Annotated in this window: 15 protein-coding genes and 1 riboswitch; of the genes, 2 read left to right on the forward strand and 13 right to left on the reverse strand. The window is 57.6% G+C overall.

Annotated elements, in window-relative coordinates; translation table 11 throughout:
• Nucleotides 1-261: 261 nt before the first annotated feature.
• From I9182_RS05170 to I9182_RS05230, 13 genes are all read right to left on the reverse strand, one after another.
• A complete protein-coding gene (locus I9182_RS05170; protein WP_209596987.1) occupies nt 262-1,044 on the reverse strand; it encodes an HNH endonuclease in 783 nt (260 codons plus the stop codon).
• Nucleotides 1,041-2,168 (reverse strand): ImmA/IrrE family metallo-endopeptidase, encoded by a 1,128-nt coding sequence (locus tag I9182_RS05175; RefSeq protein ID WP_209596989.1) that lies wholly within the window; start codon nt 2,166-2,168, stop codon nt 1,041-1,043. The genes I9182_RS05170 and I9182_RS05175 overlap by 4 nt, the downstream gene beginning before the upstream one ends.
• A 9-nt stretch (nt 2,169-2,177) precedes the next feature.
• Nucleotides 2,178-2,882 carry a hypothetical protein gene (locus I9182_RS05180; RefSeq protein WP_209596991.1) on the reverse strand — a complete coding sequence of 235 codons (705 nt, stop codon included), beginning with the start codon at nt 2,880-2,882 and terminating at the stop codon, nt 2,178-2,180.
• Nucleotides 2,883-2,885: 3 nt separating this feature from the next.
• On the reverse strand, nt 2,886-6,857 hold the full coding sequence (locus I9182_RS05185) for an N-6 DNA methylase (protein ID WP_209596993.1): 3,972 nt from the start codon (nt 6,855-6,857) through the stop codon (nt 2,886-2,888).
• A gap of 2 nt (nt 6,858-6,859) precedes the next feature.
• Nucleotides 6,860-9,505, reverse strand: coding sequence for a DEAD/DEAH box helicase (locus tag I9182_RS05190; RefSeq protein ID WP_348540380.1), 2,646 nt, complete (start codon nt 9,503-9,505; stop codon nt 6,860-6,862).
• Nucleotides 9,506-9,628: 123 nt separating this feature from the next.
• Nucleotides 9,629-14,809 carry a DEAD/DEAH box helicase gene (locus I9182_RS05195; RefSeq protein WP_209596997.1) on the reverse strand — a complete coding sequence of 1,727 codons (5,181 nt, stop codon included), beginning with the start codon at nt 14,807-14,809 and terminating at the stop codon, nt 9,629-9,631.
• Nucleotides 14,810-14,817: 8 nt separating this feature from the next.
• Nucleotides 14,818-15,693, reverse strand: coding sequence for a WYL domain-containing protein (locus tag I9182_RS05200; RefSeq protein ID WP_209596999.1), 876 nt, complete (start codon nt 15,691-15,693; stop codon nt 14,818-14,820).
• A gap of 63 nt (nt 15,694-15,756) precedes the next feature.
• Entirely contained in the window at nt 15,757-16,104 is a 348-nt protein-coding gene (locus I9182_RS05205; protein WP_209597001.1) for a hypothetical protein, read from the reverse strand.
• Between the two features lie 74 nt (nt 16,105-16,178).
• Nucleotides 16,179-16,376: a hypothetical protein gene (locus I9182_RS05210; protein ID WP_209597003.1), complete on the reverse strand. Its 198-nt coding sequence runs from the start codon at nt 16,374-16,376 to the stop codon at nt 16,179-16,181.
• 307 nt (nt 16,377-16,683) lie between these two features.
• Nucleotides 16,684-17,904, reverse strand: coding sequence for a type II toxin-antitoxin system HipA family toxin (locus tag I9182_RS05215; RefSeq protein WP_209597005.1), 1,221 nt, complete (start codon nt 17,902-17,904; stop codon nt 16,684-16,686).
• Complete coding sequence (locus I9182_RS05220) at nt 17,897-18,199, reverse strand: helix-turn-helix transcriptional regulator (protein WP_209597007.1); 303 nt, start codon at nt 18,197-18,199, stop codon at nt 17,897-17,899. The genes I9182_RS05215 and I9182_RS05220 overlap by 8 nt, the downstream gene beginning before the upstream one ends.
• Nucleotides 18,200-18,433: 234 nt before the next feature.
• On the reverse strand, nt 18,434-19,300 hold the full coding sequence (locus I9182_RS05225; RefSeq protein ID WP_209597009.1) for a hypothetical protein: 867 nt from the start codon (nt 19,298-19,300) through the stop codon (nt 18,434-18,436).
• A gap of 462 nt (nt 19,301-19,762) precedes the next feature.
• Nucleotides 19,763-20,776: an NAD(P)-dependent oxidoreductase gene (locus I9182_RS05230; RefSeq protein ID WP_280922663.1), complete on the reverse strand. Its 1,014-nt coding sequence runs from the start codon at nt 20,774-20,776 to the stop codon at nt 19,763-19,765.
• 84 nt (nt 20,777-20,860) lie between these two features.
• Nucleotides 20,861-21,066: riboswitch (cobalamin riboswitch) on the forward strand.
• A gap of 93 nt (nt 21,067-21,159) precedes the next feature.
• Between I9182_RS05230 and I9182_RS05235 the strand changes: the two genes are divergently transcribed.
• Entirely contained in the window at nt 21,160-21,534 is a 375-nt protein-coding gene (locus I9182_RS05235; protein ID WP_209597011.1) for a DUF1636 domain-containing protein, read from the forward strand.
• A gap of 4 nt (nt 21,535-21,538) precedes the next feature.
• Nucleotides 21,539-22,594 (forward strand): cobalamin biosynthesis protein CobW, encoded by a 1,056-nt coding sequence (gene cobW / locus I9182_RS05240; RefSeq protein ID WP_209597013.1) that lies wholly within the window; start codon nt 21,539-21,541, stop codon nt 22,592-22,594.
• The last annotated feature ends 3 nt before the right edge of the window (nt 22,595-22,597 follow it).

Here is a 22,597-nt window from a genome sequence, read left to right on the forward strand (position 1 = left end):
AATTTGCTCCGCGAGGAATGGCTCGCCCGCGACACAGGGGAAATTGGTGGCTGATTTTGGGGATGGACTAAGGTTGACCGCCACGGTCAGGGATGTTTGGGCGGACCAAACAAAAGGAATGATGTCTGGATCGGGGTGAGCGGGCCAACGGCCCGTTGAGCTCCGGTGCAGTCTATTGGGTGAGGTTGCCCGCGCGCTTAAGCGCGGGCTCAACTCAATTTGTACAAACTGCTTACATCGTCGAAGTCTTCACGGCATTTTTCAAACAATTGTCACAGACCCGGCCACCGCCGCGCCATTGTCGAATACTTCGCTTCGGTGCCATTCTAGGTGGGCGCGGTGCTTGTCTGTAAGACGAATTGGGGCCTTCCATCGTAATTCGGCAGCAGCCGCTTCACTCAGCTGAGTTGAAAACTGCGGTTGGCCGCCATCATCGAAGGTAACGAGGCCGCGGTCGAACGCGGCATCCCAGAGCGCCGATAGAAGCAAGCCGTTATGCACGTCCAGTCGATCCTTGTCACTCTCGCAATCCTTCCACGGCTTGATGTGGGAGGCCCGCAGTAAGGCGTGGTCGGAAATGCCCGTCAGCGGGCAACTGCCCTGCCAATAAGTGATCAGACGTTCTCGGAATATGTCCTGTCCAACACGCTGTACCACCAAACGCTCGGCCTCGGTCGTCCTGGGCATCTCACTCGTCCGATGCAGGAACTCTTGGAGCGGAGCGTCGGGGAGACTGACAGCGAGTTCGTAGAGGCGAGGCATGATAGCGTAGAGCGAAGTTAGCGATGCGAACCGAAAGCGGGCCAGCCCAGGCCCACCGGAGTCAGTCATCTCGAGACCGATTTCTCCCAAAACACCGGCATGGTCGATCGCGAGCAGCCAATTACCGTTCTCCTCTGCCGCCAGCCAGATCGAACCTTGCGCTGTGGTCGAGCTGTATCGCCGCCAGCCTCCAGTTTCGCCATGAGTCCGGCGAAATCCGTTCTGGAACGCGATCTTGTCGCACTCCTGGCGAATAACGAAAGACTGGGGCGCTTCGATCATGACTTCTCGTTCCACAGCTTGTGCGAGGCAATCCCCATGGCAGTTTCAACCGCATTGGCAGCCCGCGTCACAGCATACAGATTCAGGTCCTCAAATGCGCCTTTGTAATTCGCGAGGTAGCTCTCGCTCCTTGGTTTTAACCCATTTCGCATGGCAACGAGGTAGGCAACCATCTCAGCCTCCACTTCCATCAACGCATGCGGTGTATCCCGCCGATCAGGAACCCGTCGTCCGGCATCGGACCCGAGGTGTCCGAGATAGAGGTGTGCCAACTCGTGCGCCACGGTTACAAAGCGCGTCGGCGCGGCGTGGTTTCGATTGTAGGCGAGTTGATAAACGTTCTTGCCGGTCTTGGCCTTGGATTCAGCCAGAAGACGTATCCAACCTGCTTGTCCATCGCCGGAATCCAAGACGACGAGATCAATCCGCTCCTTGGCGACTGCGCGCATGAACTCGGAAAACCGGTTGTCACTCAGGTCTCCAAAAGTCGGGAACACGAACGCATCAACCGGCACATCGCGGCCTTCCGTATCTAGAATATCGAAGACGAAATCGACTGGACCTTTGGTGCGCAAGACCAGCAAGGGGCGCGTGCCCTTCTTCGGGACGCGCCCAAAGCGATGCCACCAGTCATGCGCAGTCGCGGCATGGGTCAGGCCCGGCTTCTGGATATGGAGCAGCATTGCATTGAACGGCGCGAACTCTCGCAAGTTGATCGTGAAAGAGAACAGCGCCTCGATTGCCTCGCTCGAGTCATAGAGCTTTGTTGCGGCGATCAGCTGGTCGATGAGTGCTTGTTCCGCCGGGGCTTTTTCCTGAGGCTTGGGTGTGAACAGGTCTTTCTGAAAAGGTGCAAAAACCGGGTTCGGCGTTGGTTCCAAACCAGCCAGATAGGGCCCCTTGGGAAAGGGCTCGATCGTCCCGTTCTGGACCTCTTCCAGAAACAGCTCGATGTACGGCCTGATATCCTCGGCATCATCCCGAGTGTAAGAGGCGTCCTTCAGCTGATGGATGATCGCATGCATCATTTCGGTTCGACTTGCACCCGGCTCTGTGCGCGTCTTCAAAGCGTTCAGAAAGATCGGCTTAAACTTGGCATAGGTCTGGGGGTGGATCACTGGCATCGGGATACCTCACCAATAGCGCCGAGGTGGGTGGCGTTGCAGCAACCCGGCCAATTCGCGGTACTCGCCCTGAAACCACGTCCGGTCCGCCTCCCAGTCCGCGACGGCAAATCTTTGGTTACTGCGACCGCTCCGTATATCGGCAAGCATTTTCAGATGCTTCTCGATTGATCGGAACCGCTGATATGTCGCGGGTGCGCCCCATCCCTGGTATTTTGGATCAAGGTCAGACGGGATCTCGATCCGAAAACAGACGTCCAGCCGCCTTTGTCGTTCACGGCTGACAAGGCCACGGGTTTTTCCAACCCTGTATCCGACATAGGCCAAGGGAGAGCGGTCTTCGCCGACGAAAGAGCCTTCGAGAAAGGCGCGCATATCCCGTTTGATGTCCGGAGGAATGGGCCGCTCGACCAGTGCATCATGTTCCTTCTGCGCCCTGTCGCGCTCGGCACGTTCGCGGGCTTCGGCCTCGGCCTTTTTGCGTCGCGCCTCTTCCTCGCGTCTTTTGCGCTCCTTTATGATAGGCCCGATGATCGGTAAATCCGTTCTGCCGAACGAACGGCCAAGTCGCTCCATCGTGCCATTGACCGAACTGGAGACCGGTTCCGGCGGCTCCTCCGTTCGGCCTTTTCGACCCCAAAAAAGATACCAGATCAGAACCCAGAAAAGAATTTTTCCGAGGATGATGAGCGGCATGAGGTCGTCATCACTCATCCCCTACATCCCCATCGCCGTGAATTCGCCGTTCGCTTCCATGCGGTCCCAGGCGGCGAGGACGAGGCGGCGGGTGCGGTATTCGCCGTGTTGGCGGATTTCCTTTTCCTTGAGGACGCGGAAGGTTTCCGAGGGGTACTCGGGGCCCTTCACGTCGGCGGGGTCGAGGATGTAGCGCAACTCGTCGCGGGTCAGGCCGTAGGCGCGGGCGTAGAAGGCGTCGAGATCGGCGCGCAGGTCGGCGCGGCGGTCCTCGTCCCAGGCGAAGGGCGGGCCGTCATGGCCCAGATCGCGGGCGAAGGGGGCGAGGCTGTGCGAGGTGTAGGTAAGCTCCATAACTCTTGAAGTGACAAAATTGAGACGTGGCTCACTATAGAAGTCCGGAGCCAGAACCGGGAACTGCTTGATATATCCATAGGTCAAGTGGAGGCCTGCAACCTTCAGGCGCGCGACGTAGTCGAGCGGTATCGAATTCAGGTTTGCAAGAAGCGCGGCGGCCTTTTCAGGTGCATGTGGTGTGAACAGCAGCGGCATAGTGTGGCCGACAGCGACCAACGGCAGCACTGCCGCGATGGTGGTGCGTTCGTTGGTGGCAGCGGTTACGTCTTTCCATCCAATGAGCCACTGCGAGCGAGTTCTTGAGGCAACTCGATCTGTGACATCTTCTTCTGGAACCCAGTAGAAGGGCTCCACCTCGAAGGAGGGGTCTTGATGCTCTTCCTGCTCGGTTTCAGGAAGAACACGGTAGCCTCTTTCATCCCCGCGCTTTCCATATCCAGCGGCACGATGGTCGAAGAATGAGATCATCTTCCCTTCGAAGAGCGGAATAAAGATGCTAGGCGCTTCGAGTCGTTCGCTGTCTAGAATTGGCTTGTTTTCCAGCAGCCGCTGACGCCACGCAAAGACCTCTTGTTCGGTTCCCGGAGCAATCCAATCCGTACCGTTGCGCACAAAGCCACCACTCTCCAAGTCAGTAGCAGTCTCGAACTTCTCGCTCGCGCCTCCCATCATGAACATCAATTGGAATGAAACGTCCCAAGCGTTGCCTTTTCTACCGCGCGCTTCCTCGATAAACACGGGTGCTGCGGCGTACATTTTCGTGGTCAGCTCCGCGTCGATGCGGGAACGAAACACCGGTGCGGTCTTCGTATTTGGATTGATCGCAGCTATCTGCTCCGGACTGAGGACAAAGTTTCGTTCTGGTTCCGCAAGTTGCCATGGTTCAGTCAGAAAGAAAGCAAATCGTGTCTCAGGTTCATCGCGCCCCAATGTAAGCAAGCAGAACTTCTGGCTGCGGTGTACTCCAGGAAAAAGTGGCGCGGAGTTTTCGAAGTCTACGAGACTCGCCAGCCGTTTCTCTGAGAAAAGTTTATCGAAGAGTTTCTGGTTAAAGGAGTCTGTGGCCACAGATGTTGGAACGACCAAACCTGCTTGCGCATCCGCATTGATCAGATCAGCGCACAGCTCCACGAAAAGGGGAGCGGTATTCAGACGTCCATAGCTCGAAGTGGGAAATCGTTCTGCGCCGTGAATGAACTTTTGCACGGACCAGATCTCGCGGCAGTACTCAAGATACTGACGATAGAGTTCCGGCTTTTCTCGGGAAAGTCGGTCAATAAGCTTGTCCTTGTCCGCCTTCTTTTTCGCGGTTGAGATTTCTGGTGCGCTGTTGGCGAAGAAGCCCTCCGGGTCCAGTTCAATTTGATCCCACGGAGGATTTCCCAACACCACGTCGAAGCCACCACGTCCCAGAATATCTGGGAACTCAAGTGGCCAATGAAGAGCACGGGCCCGCGTCGCCGCCTTCGCGTTCTCCATGATGGGCTTACGGCCTTTGCCCTGACCGACCGCGAGCCAGACATCCTGCGAGGTCGGCACGGTCCGCTCGGAGTCGCCGTTCGGCACCTCTCCCGTCTTTGGCAGCAGGAAGGCCGCGGTGTAGAGGTTGCAGCCCATGCGCGCCCGCAGGAAGGCGTCCTGCTTGCGGAGGGACCGATACGCCTTTTCCTTGGCCTCCACATCCTCGACTGTTTCCTCCGGCAGGTCGCGCAAGTCGGAGAACTCGGCCGAAAGCGGCGCGGTTGGCAAGTCCGACCTGCCACCGGTGAAGTCGAACGTGCCTTGGCCCTTCTTCGCGTCCTTGTTGGCGCGGTCGTAGAACTTGGCCACGTCCTTGTCGTCGCCGGTCAGCGGCTTGTAAGCGGCGTCGGGAATGCCATCCTCCAGCACCTTCAGGTCGAAAACCCCCAGCAGCGCATCGCCGCAGCGGATCTGCGCGTCGAAAAAGCCGAGGGGAAGGCCGGGGTCCACCGTCTCGATCCAGAGCGCGACCTTAGTCAGCTCCACCGCCATCGGGTTGCGATCCACCCCGTGGATGCAGCAGCGCGCGACATCGCGAAGGGCATGGCGGAAGTCAGCTAGCGATGGCGTGCCCTCGGCCCGGATGCGCGCGAGCCGCGTGGCGATGCGGCGGGCGGCGGCCAGCAGGAAGTGGCCCGAGCCGCAGGCAGGGTCGATGACCGAGAGCTTCAGCAGCGCCTTGGCGGGATCGTCCGCCTCGGCCTCGGTCTTGTCGAGCACGGGGTCGAGCGCGGTGTCGAGCAGAGCCTGAACCAGGCTGTCGGGCGTGTAGTAGGAGCCGGTGGTCTTGCGCTGGTTGCCCTTCTGCTCGGCCGCTTCGGAGGCGAAGACCAGCGTCTTGCCGTCGTCGCCCAGCTGGGGCTGAAGTTCGAGGAGGGATTCGTAGACGGAGCCCAGCTCCTCCGTCTCCATCGCGCGCCAGTTGACCGGGACCATGCCAGTTTTGTCCGAGAGCCAGGAGAGGCGGTAGAGCGCCTCCATGAACGCCTTGTTGCGCAGGCGGGCGGTTTCAAGATGAGGCAGACGGTCGTCTGCAAAGAGGCCGCCGAGCGCCGGAAGCGCAAGTGCTAGCTGGCCATGGGCGAGCGCGTTGAAGACGATCTTGACGCCTTCGTAGCGGTCATGGTGTTTGTCCCATGTGGCGGCCCGGTAGCACTGCTTTCGCAGGGCTGCGAGGGAGTATCCCTGGGCGTAGAGAGAGCGCGCGTCGGTCTTGGCGTTGGTGGGGTGCAGAAGGTTCCGATCCTCGGCCACCATGAGGAAGATCAGGCGGTAGACGAGGCGCAAGAGTTCATTGAACCATTCGGTGAGGTTCACTTCGCCGGATTTCAGTTTTGTCGCGAGATCGGGGTTGGCTTCGAGGAAACCGGAGCCGAGCACCTTGAGCGCGATCTGAACCTGGTCGGCCAAGCGATCCCGGGCAACTTCGCCTTCCTTGGAGCCGGTCTCTCGCCACCGCTCAAGCGGGCAATCTGTAGCGGGTGCCCCTTCGTTGCCGAACCGGGATCGGTGGATCAGCAGCCAGAGGACGGCGAAGGAGGCGATGTCCTCGTTCGAGAAGATTTGCGCCAAGTCAGCTTCGATATAGGCCGGGCGGGTCAGCGATGCGTTGTCCCGCATGAGGCGCAGATGGGTGCCACTGGTGACAATACCCCAAAGCGCCTCGTCCTTGTCGTTGAGGTAGTCCTGAAGGGCGAACGCCGGGGAGCGCGACCGGTCGATGGACAAGGTCGGACTGCGGCGGTCGAGCGTTTCGGACATGGGCACCACGACGAACGGCACGCGCCCACTTGCGATCAGGGCGATGGGTGCTTCAGCAGCCTGCAAATCGTCGTATCCGAAGGTTTCCTTGAAGAGGCCCGAAACAAAGCGCCGAGTGGCTTCCTGAGTTGGGTTCTCGACCTTGGCGAATGCATCGAAATGAGACTGCCCGACGCGGAAAGCCGTCGAGATTTCTTCGCGGATCGTCAGGCCCTTTCGAACAGAATAATCCTCCGGAGCCTGTTCAGGCGCGGCCCTCTGATCGATCTTTGCAATCATGGCGGGCGCGATGAGATTGCCCTCGAGGCTTAGCGAAGGCCATGCTGACATATCGGTAATGGGTTTGCGGGCCATGCTTAAACCTCGCTCGGCATCAGGACAAACATCCCAATGACGTCAGGCGGTATTACGGCCTCCACGCTGACACGCGAGGCCGATCCAGCCGCAGCTCGCAGCCGTGCATGATCTTCGACGAGCGCCTCCGCCCGCTGTTTCACGAATGCCGCCAGCGGTCCGTCTATGAGCGCGGGCAACTCCGACTTTGCGTTGTTCACCAGCCGGTCTCGCGCAATTTGCGCAAGATCAGCAGTTGCTGGCGTGTTCAGCATTTCACGTGCGGTGTCTCCGATCGCTACAATGCTGTTCCCTTGAAGGGCAACCAGTGCGGCCTCTTCCGCGAGTAGCAGTCTTTCCTTGCGAGAATGGATGGTGAGCTTGTAGCGGATACGTAGGAGCGCGAGACGGGTCATTGCTGAGACTGCTGGCGTAGGCCAAGCTCCAACCCGCCCAATGCCTAGATCTGGCAGCGCTTCTTGGTCCAGCGAAGCCTCGACAAGGCATTCTGCGAGAGAGGCTGTCAGAGGGTGTGTGCGCGTCAATAGTGACGTGCCCGAAGGCGCGGGTTCCGCAGTGGCAAGTTTAACGGATTTCTCGAGTCCTCGTTGCTCCAGCTTTTCTCTCAGGCTCTCCTGCAGTGCATGAACATGCGCAATGTAGAGCGACCGCTTCTGCTCTAGAGGCACGCCAAAGCGAGAGATGGCTCGTTCGACGAACTGCCGCGCATCATCCGGCGAGCCGAGCAGGTCTTTGACTTTGTTCCATTCCGGCGCAACCTCGGCCGGTTTCATTGCATTCTGTGCAAAGCGCGCACGGGATTTCTTCTCGTTCTCGCTTGCATCACGCCAACGGGCATCCATCGCGTGCGTGCCATCGTCCAGACGCAAGTCAAGTGTCAGCTGTTTATGCCCACCGCGACGAAGCATCATCGCGGCCATGAGCGCATCGGTGACGGGGCCGCGTTCATCGGGCAGCGGAACGGTTACACCTGTTGCTTTCCGGATTTCTTCCGCTTTGCGTAAGATGACGTCGAGGACAGCGCCATCGATAGCGCTGTCTGGCGAAAACATCATTATGGATCGAACCAGTTCGGCGGGTTGACCAAAACGATCCACCCGGCCTTCACGCTGTTGGTGCCGGGTAGGGTTCCAAGACAGGTCATAGTGCACGACGGTATCGAACAGCTGCTGAAGGTTGATCCCTTCAGACAGGCAATCCGTCGCAACCAAGATCCGCTGAATGTCCTTTTCACCTTCTTCAATCGACATCTCCGAGACACGGTCACGTCGCTCGTCCGGTGTCAGCTCCCCAGTTACGGCCTCGATGGTTAGCTTCGGAAAAGCCTTGCGAAGGCCTTCCTTTACGTGTTCCGCCGTTGCCAGGTATCGACAAAACACGACCGGATTGGCGCCTGCTTTGATCAGCGGCTTGAGCGCACTGACAAGCGCGTCAAGTTTGGGATCCTTTGCGAGCGAAAGACTGAACGCTTGATCCAGGAGACCTTGGAGAGCTGGATCGTTCGCGAAGATCGTATTGGGCTCAACATCAACAGCGTCTTCGTCATCGCCATCTTCGTCGTAGATTTGTGGCTCCAAACGTTCTGCTTCGTTCGAGGCGCGATTTCTAAGGGCGCTGAGCGCAGCGGCAGGCGAAGACCCCACGCATCGCATCAAGGCAAGAGTCCCCCAAAAAGCGAGCCGCTGATCTTTCTTCTGATCACCAGCTTTCGAGACGACTTCAAGGCAGTAGTCGATAGCGGACTCTTGAAAGGCCAAATGGTCGGCCGAAAGGCGATAGGGGAACTCCGTTGTTTCATGCTTCGGAAAAGAGCGATCTTCGTCCCAATCCCCCTCGATGAGATCGACCCGGCGTCGCTGAACCAAGTGCCGCGCCAGGCGCTCGCGGTAACGCGCATTGTCAAAATCTACTGAGGCGAACTCTTGATCAATCAGCGAGAGCAAGCGCGCGAACGCTTCTTCATCTCCGGAGTGCGGTGTGGCCGTGAGCATAACGATCCTGCGTTCCGGAACCTTTGCGAGCCCCTGAAGCAAGTCAAAACGTTGCTGTTTGCCTTTGTGTGTACCGACGCAAGCATGCGCTTCGTCAACGATGACAAAGTCGGGACAGGCACGCGCAAAACCCTCCCGGCGTTTCTCAGCCTTGATGTAATCAAGGCTGACGACCGTGAACGGGTAGGCATCAAACAGCGTTTGGGCGAGTGGTAAGTTTCGCTCCAGGCGGGCCGCAGTGCCAGATGTCACCGGGACCGCATCAATACCGAAACGATCCTTGAGCTCAATGATCCACTGATCGACGAGGTGAGGTGGACAGAGGACTGAAAAGGCGTCGACCTCACCGCGATCCATCAGTTCGCGAAGTATCAAGCCCGCTTCAATGGTCTTGCCGATGCCTACGTCGTCAGCGATCAGCAAACGGGGCACCTGCAGCCGCAGGGCCATAAGTAGCGGGACAAGCTGATAGGTTCGCGGCTCAAAGGCGAGCTGAGCGGCAGACCGAAATGGTCCTGCACCGCGACGTAAAGTCAGTCTAAGCGCATCTGCCAGGAGAGCCGCTTTGGCTTGTACCGTGGATCGCGCGTCGTCTGGCAGATCAAATCTCGCCGCCGCCACGCTTGCGATTTCCAGCTTGGGATCAAGAATGACCACGTCGTTCTCGTTTCCCGCGAGAGGGCGAAGTGCAAGAATGCCCGGCCGCGGCGCAGGAAGGGCCACCCACTCTCGACCGCGGGCAAGGACAAGATCGCCAGGAGAAAAGCTTAGCGTCATGGCCTATCCTTTGAGTAGATTGATGAGTTGTTCGGGGATACCAGCGTCCGGAAGACCTGGAAGCGAGACCAGTTCCCAACCTTTTCCCAAAGCATCCTGAGACATTTCAGACGACACGGAGTTGGCTGTTGCGGCCACCCCGTGACCCCTCCACGCGAACTCCACATCGGTTCCGCCAAATTTGACCGGCATGGTATCCACATGTGGAAGTCCCGCTTCTTCGAAAGCCTTTGCCCAAGGAGACCCGGAACCGTCGAATGAGGCGCGAGCCTCCAAAAGCGTCTGCCCTCGCGCCAGGTCGATCAGCAGCTGCGCTACTTCTGTGCTGCTTCGATCTATCTGTTCGTGATCAGGTTGGTTGAAATACGAGAGAAGACAACGATAGCAGCCGCGCACACATGCATCGTCGGTTTCTTCGGTTAAAAGATGTGCGTCACCTTCTTTGATTGAAGCTTCGATATTCTCGTAGTGCATGAGTTCAAGAGCTGTCCGCGCAACTTCGCTGATCGCCTTCGGATCATCGACCAGGCGGTTCAGGACCCCGGCTCCGCCCTCAGTTGCCTCGTAGGCAAGAATTGCTCTGCGATTGTCGCGCGCGGGAAGGGGTTCACCCAGAATTTCTCCTTCCTCAAGCTGATAGACCACTTCAATGCCCCGCATCAGTGCATGCTGAACAGTTGTGATCGTTTCAGGATCAAAGCTTTCCGGCTTCTTGAAGCGGAAGAGCAGCGCGTTCTTCCTATCCCGGACGATTGGAACGATTTTTACAGGTCTGACAACATCGGGCGGCGTGTCGGTTTCTGCGTCTTCGTCTTCCGCTTTTGCCCAATAACCGGTTCGAGGATCGATGTTGAAGCCAAAGACAGTCTGATCCTTCCGGCGCTTCAAGCCTTTGTTGAGGCGGCTGATCTCTGCGCTGTTGGCATATTGAAGCGCGAGCAACGAGGTATCACCGCAATTGAACTCGGCGTTCGTGACCTGAAGTTGTCCGTCTTTCGTGGGCCAAGCGAAAACAGTCTGAATATCGAAGCCTTGGCGTACCCGCTCTTCATCGTTGGCAGTAATACGCTCGATTGGCGCTGCCTCGACATTGTCGATACGAAGCGTGCGTTTGACTGGCACTTCTCCAGCCATGTGAGTGTCACAGCCGTGGCAGCGTTCGACCTCTCCTTCATGACATGCTCCGCAGTTTGGGCAGATGTAGATGTCTTTCGTCGCCAGTTCCGACCCGTCGCCTTCGCGCGCCTCGGGAGGAAGCTTGGCTTTCATTACACGGTATGCGCGGCCCTCATGGTAGATGAGGCTCCGAGGTCCAAATTCGGAGATCGCCAAGAAGCGCGCGCGCGACAGAAACGAGCCACTTTTCCCTTCCCCTGGAACAAATGCATAAAGTGGCAGACGCGGAAAGTTATACCCAGGAAGAAAACCCTCTGTTGCCAGGTAACGATACGAGTAGAAGTCAGAGCCGTTTGACGCTTTGCCCTGTTCAAGGATTGCCAGCTGATCGCTCGCCTGCATCTGCGCTGCCTTGATCTTGCGACGGTCGGAGCCAGACAGCCCGGTGATTTCTGATCGCGCGTTAGCCTCTGCCAGTTGCGTGCGAGCTGAGTTGTAAAGTTCGCGCCAGCGATCGAACGCGCGATCGAACTCCTTCGGCGCGTTCATTGCGACATGAAGTACAAACTCTTCGGGCTCCCCCATCCATACTGGCGCTGAACCGTCGTCCGCCGCCAAGATCTGATCTAGGACCCGCTTCATCGGAGAACGGGCACGTGCGGCCAGATCAGACTTTGAGATTACAGACAAAACCTCCTCTTTGAGCGGATAGCCTGCTCCTGTAAGATCAAGGATATCTGGAATATCAGGCTTAAGGGCCAGTTTTGCCTCGGCGAGCCAGACGGCGTGCAAATGCGAGCGCACCAATTCTTCGTTGGTAATGTCCAAGGCTGGAGGGCGGACAACGCCTGCCACCATATCATTGCGGCGATCAAAAAAATACTGGTCGTGTGGCGAGCCGGATGCGCAGTAAGTTACGACGACTGCCGCCTGCCCCGAACGTCCTGCGCGACCAGCGCGTTGTGCATAATTTGCTGGTGTCGGTGGGACATTGCGGAGATAGACGGCGTTCAGCGCAGAGATATCAACGCCAAGTTCCATCGTAGGCGAGCAGAACAATGCGGGCAGAAACTGGTCAGACTCACCGGAAGCGCGTATCTCAGACCGATATTCTGACGTACTGAGGTTGGCGCGGTCATCGTCTTCGAACCTGAACCGCCACTCCCGCCACTCGCGTTGCTTTTGCGATACCTGAGCGGTGTGTTCGCGGCCCTCCAACCCCCAGTAGGCGCTCTGGCCGGAGGCAAGATCATTTGCGATAGAAGCGTACAGGTCGTCAAAATAGCGGTTTCCGCGCTTGCCTTCATCTGAAAGAGCCGCACCTGGAACGAGTCTGACAGCCGATGGTGTCAACCGCCATCCGACAAAATCCGCATCCAGTTCGACTGGGACGACCACGCCTTCGTCTGCAAGCAACTCAAGCAGACGCGAAAAGAACTCGAGGTATTCTTCCTTTCCGAGTTTAGTTCCAATGACGCTCTTTTTGTTGATCAATCGCGCGATGCGCGAGTTGTGGCCCGCACGTAAAAGAGTCTGCTCTTCACGCAGTCCGATAATGCCTTTTCCGGGGGCTCGCAAAAGCAAGGAGGAACGTCCACGCGGATTTTCCTTGGCATCGATAGCCCAAGGCGAGCGCAGCAGAGATCGCGACTTTTGCGCGACACCGTCAAGAACCGTCAGATCCAACGCTTCCGTATTGACCGCCAGGCCCTCTAGCATGGCACCGAGGACTTTCTTCAGTACGTCTGCTCGTTGTTCCTCATCAAGCTCTCCCAGCTCGGGCAACACGGTCATCAGCCGCTCGCGATCCGAAGCAATGTCGCTGAGGCCAACAAACTCGACATCTAACAGGTTCAGAACGAACAAGCTCGGATTGGTATATCGCCAGCCCCGTCGCAGATCCGTCCAGACACGATGAGCCAACACCTTTGCGAGCGCTCGTTGTGCATCTTCTCGAATGACGGCACCTGAAGACGGATCGAGCATCCAGTGGGCTCGTGCGTCCTTATTGGCGGAGGTAAACCCCAGAGCCTTGACGACTCTCAGGCCAAACTCATCCTCGGTAAGACCTTCGTCTCCAGCGGCAATAATTGCACGGAGAATAGCGCCGCGCAGCAGGCTCACGAAAAGGAAATCATTAAAGTTCCCAGACTGCAGCGCCGCATCTTGACGGTTATCAGTGAATCCGAGAAGCTTCCTCTTTGTCTCTGGGACGCCACTTTCAGGATGGTTCATCCACTCAAGGGCGCTCGAGATTAGCAGAGTCGTCGCGGAACTCCGTCCCTCGCCAGACAAACCAGCCAGCTTGCTTCGTTCCCGCATGCCTTGGTTAGGTTCATCTTGGCAGCATAGGCAAAACGCAAACTTACCAGGTATGAACCAGAAATCCTTTCCTCCCGCGCCGTGCCGACCATCCGAGCCGACCACATAGGACACAGGAGCCCGCTTCTTCCGGTATGACCTAAGCCGTTCAATGCCGTTACGTTCCTCCCTCCAACTTTCAGGATAGCTGTCAAGATCTCCGTTGAAAGCAAAGTCCGGATCAATTTCCGGGATCGGGCAAAGGTATCCAGCGACGTCGTCGTCTTCATCAGCTTCCAGCGGCGTGTCATCAATGTTCCGTGGCAAGAACTTGATTTGACCATCGTTGTCGCTCTTGGTGACGACGTGATACTCGTGCCCGCAGCTCCGGCAAAAACGTGTTGGATAAAGGCGGTCTCCGGGCGAATCTGGATCCTCGAGTTGGCCTTCGAAGAGCACTGTACGTGGCCGCGAAGCCAAAGTCGTGAAAACTTCGCCAGCTCCAGATATGAACCTGTGTAACTTGAACGCGAGGAACGCGACCTCACCATGTCCTCCACGTTCGTATTCGGGCAGACTGACGCGGGTCAGGAATGCTTCGAGCGCAGTTCGACATTGGCCTGCCTCAACACCGCTATCGTCGGCGAGGCGCATGACCGCGTCCTCGAAGGGAATAGGTTTCTTCCTCTTGAGTTCCAAACCGTCATCAAGTCCAAGCGCAAGCTCCGCCCACACGGCCAACGGATGCCTCTTTAGAACTTCATCGCTCAAGTTGTCCGGCATCGGTTGGTTCAGGACCGCTGCGAGGCCAGCCTTGGCTTGCGCGAGGTCAATAGAGTCATCTGTTGCACGCTGCAGGGATTCATCAATGACAGCGTCCGGTCCAATATCCGAACCAAACAGGCGCGTCGCGACCTTCGCAACAGCCATGGCCCTGTTTTCGTCGGAGCCTTCAGAGGCCATGGTCGCCGACGTGCCGATGCAGATGGGGGCTTTATCCGGTGCGCAACGGTCGCGAAGCCTGCGAACAAGCACGGCAACATCTGCGCCTTGGCGGCCCCGGTAAGTGTGAAGCTCGTCAAGGATGATGAATTCTAGGCCGGTAGCGTTGTTGATGACCTGGGCGTCGAGTTCATCCTGACGGGTAAGCAGCAGTTCAGCCATCATGTAGTTCGTCAGCAGAATGTCTGGCGGATTGGCCGCAATTTTCAAGCGCTCTTCTCGGCTCTCTTGGCCTGTGTAGCGTTTGACCACCGGTTTCAGAGCTTCAGGCAATCCAGATTGACTGATGAACTTTTCGATTTCCTTTAACTGGCTGTTCGCAAGCGCATTCATTGGGTAGACGATGATCGCGCGGGTCTTGCGCGGCTTGCCCGCCCTGAGCGCGCGAATTATCGTATCGACGACGGGCACAAAGAAGCAAAGGGATTTACCGGAGCCTGTCCCGGTGGTTACAACATAGCTTTTGCCAGTCTTCGCTTTTGCAATCGATTCAGCCTGATGGCGGTGAAAACGAAGCGGGGTTTCTCCAAATCGAAAAACCTGTCCTGTGCCTTCATCCAGATCACCGGAGTTGACCAGATCGTCCACCGTTGGTCCTGAAAGAAAGCGAGGGTTAAGAGAAAGTAAAGCATCAGGCCAAAAGCGCCCAGCATCGTATTGGGCATCGATTTCAGCACGAAGATCTTCAGCACGAATTGAACTGAACGACCGAGAAAATCGTTCATAAGAATTGATAAGATGATGGTCGAATTCAAACGCTTTCATGAAAATTCCTAAAATACCTGACCGGCGTTGTGCTCGCCAAAGACGATGTCTCGATTGATCAATACAATTTGCTGTTCGTGTGGTTTGCGCGCTGAGGGGTCAGTATCCAGCCCAAGACGCTTGAGAGCGTAGTACAGTAGCGCGCGACGAACCTTTATCCGAGCCTTGCCGCCGCGCATCCCATAGTCCAGCGCGATCACGCTCTTTTGGCTCTCTGAGAGTTCAGGGTGGGGGCCGATCTCAAGCGTGACATCCTCTTGCCAGTCGGCATCGGCAGCATCCGTGACGACGCTGGTTTCAACACCGCGAGTATCGAGGATGCGAGAGAGCAGGAAGTCTTTGAAGACTTCATCCGCCTGACAGAATGCCCGTGTGTGCCATCGAAAGCCATCGAACCCGATTGCGTGTGGCGCGATCCACCGCCAGCTCGGTTCGGGACGCGACAGGGACTGATACTTCACTTCGATGGCCTCGGATCGGCGGATGGCACCGACAACGGATCGCAGAATGACGGGGTTTATTCCGCGGGCGGGCGTTGGTGCAGCATCATAGGATGGCAGTTCGGCGATCCAAGTGTCATCGCGATCCATGTTACCATCGGCCAAAGAACGTAGCTGCGTGAGATAGCGGTTCGCGTCAGGTTTCAGGAAGTGTGCGGCATACTCTGGGCCACGGACATACGTCCTCGCGCTCTTGTCATAGACCATGTTGTCCGGAGCAAGGCCGATGTAGCGGTTTAGATCGGCGGAAGCCTGGTTTACCGATAGCCCGAACTGCTCCATCAAATCGCTACGGTTCACATGCCCCTCCCAAAACAATCGAAACTCGATGAACTCGAGGCGCTGTGCAACTCCCCAACGAAGCTCCGATTTGTCACTATCCACTTCGCACTCCCGACTCGGCGCGTTTGATTAATATACGCGTCCATTTTTTGTGCTATCTACACGCTAGCGGGGAGCCAAGTCGCGTTCAATCGAAATTCGGCGTGATTTCAGGATTTTACTGAAAAACAAGATCATGAATGGCATACTGCGATCGCTGGCAAGGGTTGCCGCCAGCCAAAGATCGAAATCGATCGAAGCGAGCAACGTTTCTCGTAAACCCGCAGGAAGCCGGCCGAACGCAGCCTCAACAATCGCGTGCGAGTTCTCCTGCGGCTCTTCGAAAGGGCACTGCACGACTTCGCGGGATAGGCGTGGCCCGAGACAATTGGCCAACTTGCGGTTAGTATCCCAAAACTGGGAGCTGCCTTCAGCAAAGCGTTTTCGAGTCCGAACCTTCAGTTTCGAACGCAAGATGAAGCAACCTAACTGACACTTCAGTTTTCATCGATGAAGGCCAGAGCGGGAGAGCCGCCCTGGCGCTAAGGTTACTCGGTGACCGGATCTTCATCGCGGGGCGGGAAGGCGACCATTTCCACATCGGGAAACATGCTGTGTTTGACGTTGATCGACGTGATGTTGCCGCTGTCGTCGGTGTTGACGAAGAGGACGCCGCAGCGATCCCAGAAGTTCTTGCCATCTTTTTCGCCGGATTTGACGTTCAGTTTCAGAGTTTGAGTAGTCATCTTTTGATCCTCACTTTGAGTGTTTCGATGAACATGACCAAAGCTGGCACCAAGGGGCTGTCAGCGAGAAACTTGTCTCGCGAGGAATGCGCTGGCGCAGGGGAATTTTCTTGTTGAAGCGGGGCTTGCACCGCGCCTGCTACGGCTGCCCGCTTATGTTCAGCAATCAGAAACACGGCGTTGAGGATCTGAGTTCGGCACTCCAAAATCGACTGCCACGTCGTAACGCATCAGAATGGCCAAGGACCTCAAAATCTCGCTGCAGCCAAACGGCTTTCGGTCAATCCAATTCAACAGCGGCCCCAGTTCACGCGCGCGCCAGATCCGCTTCCTCGTGCTCGAAGGCTGTTGCCATCTCCCTGATCTCTCGCTCCGGAGCCCCCAAAGCCCGAGCAACGTCACGCCAAGCAATAGTCGCTTCGGCCACCTCGGCAATGATGCGATCTGCCTCGCCGCGTTCGAGAAGATAGGAGTCATGTTGCGCGCGGTGCAGGGCGATACTGGCATCCGGGTTGTCATCGTCGACATAGCTCTTTAGCACACGCGGCTGGTTCGGCACGGGGTTGATGTCGTAGGCTGGTGAGAGGTGCCATCCGCCCCGCCCACGCAGAAATCCGTGATTGCGCATATGGTCATCGAGGTTCGTCACGAGAATGGAAAAGGCAACCCGCCGGTAGAGCTCCTCTCGGTCTTGATCGGGTGTGACGCTTTCTGAGGTGATGATATCGGCCAGGTCCAAATAGCTGTAGCTTTCGCCATCCTTGCCGCCCAGCATCGCCATAGCTGAGATGAACGGGATCCTGCCGTCCTCGTTCCGGTCAAACCGATGGGACAGGAAAACAGGCTTGTCGCCAGCCATCTCAAGCGTGTGATCAGAAACCGTGATTCCGGCGCGCCTTGCGAGCTCCAGTGCGATGGCTTCCCAGCGTTCTACGCAATAAGTGTCCGTCTCTTTCGGGAACTTGGCGACAGAAAGACGGCCGTGCTGGTCAAGGATGCTGGCCTTCGGCCGTGCGCCACCTAGCGAGCTTCCCGGAGCAAACAGCATTTTGAGGTCCTCAGCGGTCTCCTCCCCGCGCAGAACGCGCTGAGACGCATGAAGCAAATCTCCGAGGCTCACCAGCGCAGGTACGCCAATGCCCTCGCGGGCTTGAAACACTCCTTCAACCTTGAAACGCAGCGCACCCAAACGGGTCTCATCATTCACCCCAAGCAGGTAGTCGGTTTCTTGCAGCACTCTCGGACGTCGCCCTTCGGCCTCTGCCATGCGCCCCTCATAGCGCCGCATCACCGTTCTGCCCCAGGTGTCGGGGGCAGAATCCCCGAGTGGCGCAAGCATATCCTGCCCCGTTTCCGGCACGAATTGCCCTCTGACGAGAGGCATGTCCGGCGAAAGCCCGAAGGCATTTTCGTCGCCAAGCCAGTCGTCATGATAGGTAAAAGACACCCGCTCTCGGCCGCGCCCCGCTGTGCGGTGGAGCGTGCCGACCTGTTTCAACCCTTTCCAGTCGATCCAGACCTCAACCATTTTTCAGTCTCGCACGCTGCGGGAGGTCATCCAGCGCCATCTGCTCACCAACCGGATCATCGAGGTCCCCCCAGCCTTTCAGGAGGCCGAGCGCTTGTAGCACGGCCACATAAGTGCCGATCTTGACCGCGGGGTTCCCGCCTTCGATCTTGGCGATGGTCTGCCGCGTTGTGCCAGCACGCTGCGCAACAATCTCAGCGGTCAATTTGCGGCGCAGTCGCGCAACGCGAATGTTTTCCCCAAGTGTCACGAGCTCCTTGCGCGCCGCCCTGGGCATTTTGATCGAAACAGCCATAATGAAACCTCCAAGCAACACCAAGCGATATAATGTTACGCTGATAAAACATTAATGTCAATTTTCACGCTTAACCTGACGATCCAACGCCCCGGCTCGCATCACGATTTATGTTTCCTCAGCATAACATTGAGGGCATTAAGGTTACCATTACGAAACATGGCTTGGTTACCTCACCGCACTCATACAACTCGTCTGCTCGAACGAAACCATTGCGTTGCCTTCCTTCGAAAGTCATGCCTGCAACCCCGCAGCGCGCACCTGCTCAAGCGTCACCAGCTTTGACAAGATCAAATCCTCGATCTGCCGGTTCGTGATATGGCGGCAGAGGGGATGGCGCTCGTGGATCCACTCAGCGAGACTGGCACGCCCCTTGGCTTCGGCCGCTCGAGCCTTCTCGCGGTCGGCCTGGATCTGGGCCAGCCCCTTCTCCCACCGGCGCATCTTGAACCAATTGTCCGAGAAACAGACCTTGCTGCGCGTAAAGCCCTCACTTTCCTTCGCATAGGCTTTGACCGCCTGAAGCAGGTCATCGGGCTCTACCGCGTCTTTCACAGCCGCTGCGATCAGGCGCAGACTGGTCCGCCGGTCTCGGACCCTGTCCTCGGGATAGGCCGCCAAGATCTTCTCAGATTCAAGATCTTCAACCTCCTCCTCCGCCGCCTCGCGCCTGCGCGTAGGTGGTTTATGGATGGTTTTAGGATGGTTTGGGGTCCACCGTGAACCCCGTACCCCGTTCACCGTGGACCCCGTACCGGGTTCAGGCTGGACGGGGTTCACAGTGACCCCCGTGTCGATGTCGGGCTCGGCCGTGGGTTCGAGCGCGGCCACGCGCTCCAATACGATGCGGTAAATGACCGTGTAGCCGTTCTTGCAGTGCCGCCGCCCTGTCTCGATCAGAATGCCTTCCCGCAGGAAGTCGATGATGGTGCGCTTCACAGTGCTCTCGCTGAGCTCTGTGTGGCGCTGGATCGTCCCCTTCGAGCACCAGATGCCCGAGCCGTCATCGCTCGCCTTGTCAGCCAGGAACATGATGATCTGCTTGCGCGCGGCGCTGCCAAAGCGGCGCTCGGCGCATTCGTTTGCGATGCGCCAACTCACGATCTCACCGCCAATTGGGTTGAGGTCAGACCGGAAATGCCGTAGGTATTGGGACGGAAATATTCTTCTATGCCGTTGAGGTGGGTGGCCGCCCCCTCAGCGGTTTTTCTTTGCCTTTTCGCCCGAGTGGGAGCCTGTGAAAAACCGTTTACCTGGGCCTCGTAACCTATTGAAAAGTGACCCTGAACGAAACAAGTCCGTTTACAATTTTTCCCTTTGAAATCAACAAAAGTTTCCGGATTGCAAATCCGTGTACACCGGTTCGATTCCGGTACTCGCCTCCAACTACATCCAAATCGCTGACTTGGCCCCGCAATACACGCTTGCGATGCTTGGTATTTTCAGACGTTCATGGCCCGCGATTCTGTCGAACTGCGGGCCAGATATGGCGTGTTTTTTCGGATCACCTTCCTACCTCTGCTCGTTCACGGGGCGCGATGTGGTTTGGTATGTGCCTGGCGTTCAGGCGCGCCCTTGTGGCACAACCTCGTATCCCGGCTCCTCCGGCTCATCATCCGTCATTTCGGCTGGGAAGCCCGGGGCAGTGATATCCAGACCAGTTGCCTCTTCCAGCCGCTTGATAATATTTGGTGAAAGCTCGCGTTCGCCATAGCGTGCGATACCATCGTTAAAGATGTTGATCATCACCGGATTTATTTCCAGCGGCACCCCGGCGCGGTCGGCGACCTCCTGAAACAAACCGATATCCTTCTTCACCAGATCCATGGTGAAGGAAATATCGCGCGACCCATTCAGGATGACCTGACTTTCGGTTTCGTGCACGAAGGACGTGCCGGACGAGATTTTGATCGCCTCATAGGTCGTGTTCAGATCCATCCCCGCAGCCTTTGCCGTAACCAGTGCTTCGGCGCAGGTGATCAGGTTGGCGGTGGCAAGATAGTTGGTCATCACTTTCAGCACCGACGCCGAGCCCAGTTCACCGGTGTGCAAAACCCGGCGGCCCATTGTCGTCAGGAACGGCAGAATTCGTTCAAACGTTTCCCGGTCGCAGCCCGCGAAGATCGAGATATTGCCCGTCGCGGCACGGTGGCACCCGCCAGAAACCGGGCAATCGACGGCCGCACCGCCGCGCGATATGACTTCGGCACCCAGGTGTTTGACTTCGGCCTCGTCCGTGGTCGACATCTCCATCCAGATCTTGCCGGGGCCCACTTCGGGCAACATCTCCTGCATGACTGCGTCCGATGCTGCCGGAGACGGCAGACAGGTGATCACCGCATCGCAATCGCGCATCAACTGGGCGGGCCCTTCTGCCGCCTTTGCGCCTTTGGCGACAAACTCGGCCACCAGATCCGCGTTCAGGTCATGCACAGTCAGATCAATGCCGTTGCGCAAAAGGGATCCCGAAAGCTTGCCGCCTACGTTACCCAGACCGATAAATCCCACTTTCATATGACGCATCTCCAAGTTCGTCGTTTTCCCGTCATGCGACCATATACCGAACACGTTCTTCATGCCGCCGAACGACGCCTACAGGTCGCTTTTTTCACCTTGGCTTATTTGTTGCGCGCGAACCGCTTGACAAGCGGGTCAGCGGTGCCGCATGTCCCTGTCGTTGGTGTCGGCGACAGCCGATGAAAAGGGAATGCGTCAACGGTTCATCCGCCAAACGCAGCCGCCCCCGCGACCGTGACCGGAGAGGATGCCCAATGCCACTGGCCTGTGCCGGGAAGGCGGGACATCCGACAGAGCGACCGCTCTGGCATCCGCAAGCCGGGAGACCTGCCAACACCCGAAGTTGAAACCGGGCGGGGTGTTCCGGTGTCGGGTCCATGTGCAGACGTGGTGCCCGCATGAAACCCCGTCCCCCGCGAAGAGGATTTGGGGGGATGAGAGACATGACCGAGACCGCACCGGTAGAGCTACTGGTTTGCACGACTTGCCGCCGGGGTCTGCCCGTCGAGGATGACGCCGAACGACCCGGCACATTGTTGCACAAGGCCCTGGAACAGGCTGCCTTGCCAGATGGTATCACTCTGAAACCTGTCGAATGCCTTTCGAACTGCGATCAGGGCTGTTCCATCGTTCTTCGGGGCGGGCCGGATCGCTGGACCTTTGTTTACGAGAACCTGAACGAAATCGATCACGTCGATGTCATCATCGATGGTGTGACCAAGTATCTGGCCACAGACGATGGTCTGGTGAAGTGGCGCGACCGTCCTGAACATTTCCGCAAAAACTGCGCATCGCGCATTCCCCCGATTGGAGGCTGAGATCATGTCGAACCTAGAAAAACTTCCCGTCACCGTGATCACCGGCTTTCTGGGCTCGGGCAAAACCACGCTGGTGCGCCATCTGATGCAGAACCCGCAGGGAAAGCGGCTGGCGATTGTTGTTAACGAGTTTGGAGATGTGGGTGTTGATGGCGACATTCTGAAATCCTGCGCGATACCGGATTGCCCTGCGGAAAACATCATGGAACTGGCAAACGGCTGCATTTGCTGCACCGTGGCTGATGATTTCATCCCGACCATCGAGGCGCTGATGGCGCTGGAACCGCGCCCGGATCACATCCTGATCGAAACATCCGGCCTTGCACTGCCCAAACCGCTGCTGAAAGCATTTGATTGGCCTGATATCCGTTCGAAAATCACTGTTGATGGCGTGATCGCGCTGGCCGATGCCGAGGCCGTGGCCGCCGGTCGCTTTGCTCCGAACGTTGAAGCGGTGGATGCCCAAAGGCTGGCTGATGACTCGATTGATCACGAAACACCCTTGTCCGAGGTGTTCGAGGATCAGATCTCGTGCGCGGATATCATCCTGCTGACCAAGCCCGATCTGGCAGGTCCCGAAGGTGTCGCGAAAGCTAAACAGATTATCGCCGCCGAGGCGCCGCGCCCGCTTCCCGTCGTCGAGGTTGCAGAGGGTGTCGTCGACGTACGTGTCGTGCTTGGCCTTGAGGCTGCCGCCGAAGATGACATGGACGCCCGCCCGTCACATCACGATGGCCATCACGATCATGAGCATGACGACTTCGAAAGCATCATCGTCGAGTTGCCGGAACAGACCGACCCGGCGGAACTGGTAGCCAGGATTGAACGTCTGGCATCTGAGCTGAATATTCTGCGCGTCAAAGGCTATGCCGCCGTCACAGGCAAACCGATGCGCCTGCTGGTTCAGGCTGTCGGCGCACGGGTTCGTCACCAATACGACCGCCCGTGGGAGCCCGGTGAGGAGCGCCGCTCGCGCCTGGTCGTGATTGCCGAGCATGACGACATCAAAGAGGCCGAGATCCGTGATATCCTCGTGGGTGTGACCGAGGTTGCCGAGTAAGTC

Source organism: Ruegeria sp. HKCCSP351 (genome assembly GCF_017872535.1).
Taxonomy (GTDB): Bacteria; Pseudomonadota; Alphaproteobacteria; order Rhodobacterales; family Rhodobacteraceae; genus Ruegeria.